Source organism: Bacillus sp. AFS001701 (assembly GCF_002559405.1).
Taxonomy (GTDB): domain Bacteria; phylum Bacillota; class Bacilli; order Bacillales; family Bacillaceae_G; genus Gottfriedia.
The window spans coordinates 1-6690 of sequence record NZ_NTZO01000093.1; the positions used below are offsets into that span (position 1 = coordinate 1).

The window sequence follows — 6690 nt, forward strand, 5'->3', positions numbered from 1 at the left end:
TGTTAATGAAGTTCCACCATATGTTTGAATAAGTTGTTGAATAATCTCAATTGTAGTTTTATGATTTGATTCTTTTAAAATTTGTTTCATAATACCCCCAAAATAAAGAGTCAATTTTCTTTACAATTTCTATTTTACAAAAAATAATTCCTTGTGGATATCTATACATTAATTTTTTTTAATCATGTATTATTTGGTAATAATAACCCCCTCCTGTATAATTCAATTTATTAAATATAATGGATGTGAGAACAAATGAATAAGAAGATTGGTTTTATTGGTTGCGGTAAAATGGCTCAAGCTATGATTGGTGGGTTAATTGATTCGAATGTAATTGAAAAGCATCAAATTTATGTAAGTGCAAGGTCTAATGAAACACTTGTAAAAGTGAAAGATTTATATAATGTTCAAATATTAAATAGTAATATCGATTTAGCTATGCAGGTTGATTATTTGTTTTTAGCAGTTAAACCTGATTTATATCCAACTATTATTGAAGAAATTAAAGAAGTTGTTTCAAGTAATTCTGTAATCATTACGATTGCCGCTGGGATTACTTTAGAAGGTGTTGAGAAATCTTTCGGTAAAGAGGTTAAAATCGTTAGAACGATGCCAAATACTCCTTCGTTAGTTAGAGAAGGCATGAGTGCACTTTGTCATAATCAAGTAGTGACCAATGAAGAGTTAAGTGAAGTAATGGAAATTTTCAATAGCTTCGGAAAATGCGAATTAGTAAATGAAAAATTAATGGATGCGATTCCTGCAGTTAGTGGTTCTTCCCCAGCTTATGTTTACTTAATGATCGAAGCTTTAGCAGATGGAGCTGTATTACAAGGTATAAAACGCGACCAAGCTTATAAATTAGCTGCCCAAGCAGTTTTAGGTGCAGCAAAAATGGTACTTGAAACCGAATTACATCCTGGAGAATTAAAGGACCAAGTTTGCACTCCAGGTGGTGCAACAATAGAAGCAATTGCTGAATTAGAAAAACAAGGCTTCCGCTCATCTATTATTTCGGCTATGGAACGTTGTACAGAGAAATCAGTGTCTTTAGGTAAATGATATTGGCAACAGTCTGAAAATATACACACTGAGGCATTCATATTTATGAATGCCTTTTTAATGCAAAAAAAACTGCCGAGTTCAACTCGACAGCCTTTTACTTGTTAATAGAGTTATTGTTATTTTGCAGCTTTCACAGCTTCGATTGCTGCTTCATAGTTTGGATGAGTTGTTCCTTCAGCTACGTACTCAACGTAAGTAACAACATCATTTGAATCTACTACGAATACTGCACGAGCTAATAAACGTAATTCTTGCATTAAAACACCAAATGCTTCACCAAAAGATGCATCACGGTGATCAGAGTAAGTATGTACATTTTCTAAACCACTTGCAGAACACCATCTTTTTTGTGCGAATGGTAAGTCCATTGAAATTGTTAAAACTTCAACGTTTTCTACATTTGATAATTCTTCGTTAAAACGACGAGTTTGTGCATCACAAATTCCAGTATCTACAGAAGGTACTGCGCTAATTAAGCGTACTTTACCAGCTGAAGCCTCTAAAGTTACAGGGCTTAAATCATTTGCTAATACAGTAAAGCTTGGAGCTTTTTCTCCTACTTTTACTTCTTGTCCAATAAGAGTTACTGGATTGTTTTTAAATGTTACTAATGCCATGATATTTCCTCCCAAAATTACAAAATGTTCACAACATTTATCTTACTGGAAGGAAACCTTGAATGCAATTAACTTTACTTAAATTTTATATTTAATCTAAATCTGAATCAAAATCTTCCACGTGTTTATCTGAATCATCTTTTTTCTTCATATATTTTTTTACTTTTTCTAACGCTTGTGGCGTTAAATCCATTAGCTTTTCAATTAAATGTGTATTTTGATCTAGATGAAGTAGTTTAACACCCTCTTTACCTACAATTAAAAATGCAATCGGAGTGATTGAAGCACCTCCACCTGTACCTCCGCCAAATGGATGTGGACTTCTTACTTCAGCTTCTTTAACACCATCTACTAAATGGTAATTTCGGAATTCACTTCCACCAGCTGCAAAGCCAACCCCTACTTTTGATACGGTTAAGATTAAGCTTCCATCTGGTGTTGAAATTGGATCACCAATAATTGTATTTACATTAATCATTGCTGATAAATTTTCCATTGCCGCGTGCATTAAGTCTCCAATAGGATGTTGACTCATTGTTAATCACCTCTAATTAGTTTCGATTGGATGTGTTGCTTTAAAGTCTTTTCTAGTTTTTAAATATGCTTTAAGTAATAATAATCCCGCAAAGACTGCCTTTCGTACCGAAAATGAAAACCTGATCTTACCTTTAGTTTCCATTACGGACGTATAATAATTGGGTGTGATATCGATCGTTGGCGGATGATGTAATATCGTAAATTTCTTTAATAAATTTTCAAAAATTCCGATCGCACTATAAGCTGTTCCAATTGATATCCCTGTTAAAGCAGAATTTCCGACACCGAAATGAATATGATAAGTTAAATTGTAAATTTGTACAGTATTTAAAAATTTTGTAATGATAGTATGTCCGTTGGAGTATAAATTTATGAAAAAATCAATTTGTTGAAAGACAGACAAATCCCTTTTTTTCTCTAAATCTGATACGTCCTCTTTTACCTCTTTCGGTCTCTTTAAAGGAATTGTAAAGGCGAAATGCAATAGGTTGTTCAAGATAGACAGTTTAATATTCATAAATCGTTCTTCATTTGTATAAACGGATAAAATATTGACTTTCATATTTATAAAAAGGACGAAAATGATTAACAGTAAAACAACGATTGCAATAAAAATTAGAATAGAGTATATATATAGCAAAAAATCACCCTTTTTTGTATCAGTATGGACAAACCAACTTCTGGATAAACAAAAAGAATGGTAAAATTACATACCATTCTTTTTGAGTAGTAAAATATAAGATTTTTGATGAACTTCGTTGATAAATTCTGGTTGTTTGTTGGTAACAAACAACTCCTAGAACACTTGCTTGTCCTTTCCTTAACTTACCCATTTCTTTTATAGACAATATTTCCTCGGCAAATAGTTTCACTGCATTTAACATACAATAGATCATCTTTTTCTAACTCAAATGGATTTTCATCAAATAAAATAAAGTCAGCAGAATATCCTTCTTTTATGAGACCTCTTTTATCTTCTTGACGAAACGAAGCCGCACTATCAATCGTATATAGTTTTATTGCTTCATATAGGCTAATTGCTTCATCGATATTATATGCAATCTGGTCCTTTGCTTTTCGGGTAACCGCTGTATATATTCCTTGCCATGGATTAATTGTATCAATCGGTGTATCTGAACCATTTGCAATAGCGATTGATTCATTTAGCAGTGTTTTAATTAAATATGCATATTCATTTCGGCTTTGACCGATACGCTCTACTAGCCATGGATAATCAGCATATATAAATGAGGTTTGTACATCTACAACGATGTTTAATTCTTTCATTTCCTCAATTAATTTTGGAGATAAAAGTGCACAATGTATAAATCGGTCAGGCAACTGAGTTTGATTAGGATATTTTTTAACAACATCAATTGCTTGCTTAACGGCTAAATCTCCAATCATATGAAATGCTATTGGTAATCCATTTTCACGCGCTTTTTTTGTAATTACTTCTAATTTTTCTGGAGAAGTCACTTGTAATCCTGTTGTGCTTTGATCGTCGTCATAAGGTTTTTGTAACAGTGCAGTGCGACCACCAAATGAACCATCAATAAATGCTTTTACGCCACCAAATGATACATTTTTATTACCATTATGTAATCTTCCTTTGACTTCATCCAAAGTAGTATGATGAATTAAAACATGAGTATGAAATGGAACTTCATTTAATAATTGCTCATATAAATCTATCACTAAATTTGCATTACCATAATAGGATAAATCCTCTGTTACCGCTCCAACAATACCGTATTCATAACAATCCTTAATAGCGGAAATGATTGCTTTTGACAAATACTGATCGTCAGGTGCCGGCATCGCTTTAATGATTAAATTGACAGCTTCATCATACAATAATCCGTTTAAACGACCGTCCTCAAAGCAACCAATTTGTCCTCCTTCAATTTGCATCTGTTCATTTATTGCTGCATGACTAAGTGCAAGAGAATTTACAAAATAGACATGTCTACAAGTTCTTTTTAATACTAGTGGATTTGTGCTTGATAAACTATTTAAATCTTCAATGCAGAATATTTCTTTTGATTCCCATTCGTTTTCATTCCATCCTTCCCCAACAATCCACTCGTTAGGATGTGCGTCCTTTACAACTTTTTTCATTCGATCAAGCATCTCGTCATATGATTGACAATTCGACAAATCTACACGATTCATCGCTTCTCCATGACCAATTAAATGCAAATGACTATCAATGAAACCTGGAAAACCGATTTTTCCGTTACAATTGATTTTCTCAAATTGTTCACTCTCTAAAAAAGAAAGTAAAGCTTCATATGTTCCTGTTTTTAAAATTTGTTCATCTTCAGTAATGATTGAGTCTACAGTTTTCCCTTCACTTTCCATCGTATAAAATAAACCATTATGCCAAAGTTTTTTCATTGCATTCCACCATCCGTTCTTTAAATAGATTCGTTTATTATTTTCAAAAATAAATTGTCCCAAAATCAAAAAAAGAGGGAATTTTCCCTCATTTTAACATAAGTATTTAATTCGATTCACGTAATTGTTCCATCGCACGTAATTCTACTCGGCGAATTTTACCAGAAGTTGTTTTTGGTAGCTCTTGGACAAATTCAATTTTACGTGGATATTTATATGGAGCAGTAATTTTTTTCACGTGTTCTTGTAGTTCGGATACTAAGTCATCTTGATTTGTAGCATTTTCAGTCAAAACAACAAATGCTTTAACAACATTACCACGTAATGGATCTGGACTAGCAACAACCGCACATTCTTTTACAAGCTTATGTTGTACTAACGCATCTTCTATTTCAAAAGGACCAATTGTATACCCAGAACTAATAATGATGTCGTCACTACGTCCATCAAACCAATAGTAGCCATCTTCATCTTTCTTAGCTCGGTCACCCGTTAAATAATACTCGCCTTTTCTTTGTGCTTTTGTACGTTCCATGTCATTATAATAATGTTTAAATAATGCTGGTGAGCTTAAATGTACTGCGATATGTCCCACTTCATTAACTCCAATTGGATTTCCTTCATCATCAACGATTTCAACTAAGTTACCTGGCGTTGGAATACCCATTGAACCTACTTTTGCTTTAATATCCTTCATCGTTCCGATTAATAATGTATTTTCAGTTTGTCCATACCCATCCCTCACATCAACATTGAAATGTTTTTTGAATGTACGGATTACTTCTTGATTTAAAGGCTCTCCTGCTGATACAGCACTTCTTAATGTAGGTAATTTATATTGATCTAGATTTTCTGCCTTTGCCATAAATCGGTATTCGGTAGGCGTACTACAAAATACTGTTATATTTTGTTCCTTTAGCAATGTTAGGAAAGTACCTGCATCAAATTTCCCTTCATAAAAGAACCCTGTTGCCCCACTGCCTAATGTCGCTAAAAATGGACTCCAAATCCACTTTTGCCATCCTGGCCCTGCAGTTGCCCATACAGTATCATCTTCTGTCACATCTAGCCAATTCGAAGCGACTGTACGAATATGTGCATACCCCCAACTATGAGTGTGTACAACACCTTTAGCATTGCCAGTCGTTCCTGACGTATATGAAATAAACGCTAAGTCATCACTTTTTGTTTCCACAGTTAATACCTGTGCTCCACTAATTGCTTGGTCATTCAATGAAGTCCACACTGTTTGTTGATTATGAATAGTAAATAATTTATATTTTCCAGTTTTAGCAATATCGCTAAAAGTACCTATATATTGATCATGCGAAACAATCGCTTTTACTTCACTATGTTCAAGACGGTATTGAATATCCTTAACCGTTAACATTTCAGATCCTGGGATTACTACACATCCAATTTTTAAAATAGCTAAATAAACTACATAAGTCTCAATACACCTTGGCATCATGACAAAAAGTTTGTCCCCTTTTTCGATGCCATTGTTTTTAAATGTAAAAGCATATTGGTGAACTTTATTATATAGTTCCTTATATGTTAATTGGTGGGATTCTCCATTTAGGTCAACCCACTTTAACGCCACTTTATCAGTTGAAGCAAATTTTTCAATTTCCCAAACGAGATTATAAACTTTTGGAGCGATTAGACTTGTACTGTTCATCTTAGTTTGTCCCCCTTTTGATCATTACTAAAATTATATTTCGAAATTTGCAAAATAGAATAATAATGGTTTCGTTAATTGTATAGTCAATTCCTGCTATTTTTCGACTATTTTTCAGAAAATTTAAACAAAAACTCACAAAAAAAATAAACTATCTAAAAAAGATAGTTTATTTCACGCTGTTGAAAAATAATCTTGTCAATTTATCATTCAAATTTTCGTAAAGGAGAGTGATATTGATTTCCATTACGGGATGCTCGCTTTCCATGGGGCGAGATTCTTTCGCCTCCTCGGCGCCGCCTGCGGGGTCTCAGCCTTCCCGCTTATCCCATAGGAGTCGAGAATCCCTCCATTCCAATCAACTTATTCATCAAAAAATGTCTGCGATAA

At 33.5% G+C, this 6690-nt stretch carries 6 protein-coding genes; 1 reads left to right on the forward strand and 5 read right to left on the reverse strand.

Features of this window, described 5'->3' with window-relative positions; translation table 11 throughout:
• Positions 1–255: 255 nt before the first annotated feature.
• Positions 256–1062 carry a pyrroline-5-carboxylate reductase gene (gene proC, locus CN514_RS07880; protein ID WP_098232130.1) on the forward strand — a complete coding sequence of 269 codons (807 nt, stop codon included), beginning with the start codon at positions 256–258 and terminating at the stop codon, positions 1060–1062.
• Positions 1063–1181: 119 nt separating this feature from the next.
• Here proC and tpx read toward each other — a convergent pair whose 3' ends face one another.
• The 5 genes from tpx to mbcS all read right to left on the reverse strand — a co-directional run bounded on the left by tpx (position 1182) and on the right by mbcS (position 6300).
• Complete coding sequence (tpx, locus tag CN514_RS07885) at positions 1182–1682, reverse strand: thiol peroxidase (protein WP_098232131.1); 501 nt, start codon at positions 1680–1682, stop codon at positions 1182–1184.
• A gap of 91 nt (positions 1683–1773) precedes the next feature.
• A complete protein-coding gene (ytfJ, locus tag CN514_RS07890) occupies positions 1774–2217 on the reverse strand; it encodes a GerW family sporulation protein (RefSeq protein WP_098232132.1) in 444 nt (147 codons plus the stop codon).
• A gap of 12 nt (positions 2218–2229) precedes the next feature.
• The gene (locus CN514_RS07895) at positions 2230–2859 is read right to left on the reverse strand and encodes a DUF2953 domain-containing protein (protein ID WP_098232133.1); all 630 of its coding nucleotides are present in this window, start codon (positions 2857–2859) and stop codon (positions 2230–2232) included.
• A 185-nt stretch (positions 2860–3044) separates the two neighbouring features.
• Positions 3045–4619: an amidohydrolase gene (locus CN514_RS07900; RefSeq protein WP_098232134.1), complete on the reverse strand. Its 1575-nt coding sequence runs from the start codon at positions 4617–4619 to the stop codon at positions 3045–3047.
• A 106-nt stretch (positions 4620–4725) separates the two neighbouring features.
• Entirely contained in the window at positions 4726–6300 is a 1575-nt protein-coding gene (mbcS, locus tag CN514_RS07905) for an acyl-CoA synthetase MbcS (protein ID WP_098232135.1), read from the reverse strand.
• Between the last annotated feature and the right edge of the window lie 390 nt (positions 6301–6690).

Excerpts from the sequence above, each read along its gene's own strand:
- proC (WP_098232130.1), top strand. The coding sequence starts at position 256 with ATGAATAAGAAGATTGGTTTTATTGGTTGCGGTAAAATGGCTCAAGCT.
- tpx (WP_098232131.1), bottom strand. The coding sequence starts at position 1,682 with ATGGCATTAGTAACATTTAAAAACAATCCAGTAACTCTTATTGGACAA.
- mbcS (WP_098232135.1), bottom strand. The coding sequence starts at position 6,300 with ATGAACAGTACAAGTCTAATCGCTCCAAAAGTTTATAATCTCGTTTGG.
- ytfJ (WP_098232132.1), bottom strand. The coding sequence starts at position 2,217 with ATGAGTCAACATCCTATTGGAGACTTAATGCACGCGGCAATGGAAAAT.
- CN514_RS07900 (WP_098232134.1), bottom strand. The coding sequence starts at position 4,619 with ATGAAAAAACTTTGGCATAATGGTTTATTTTATACGATGGAAAGTGAA.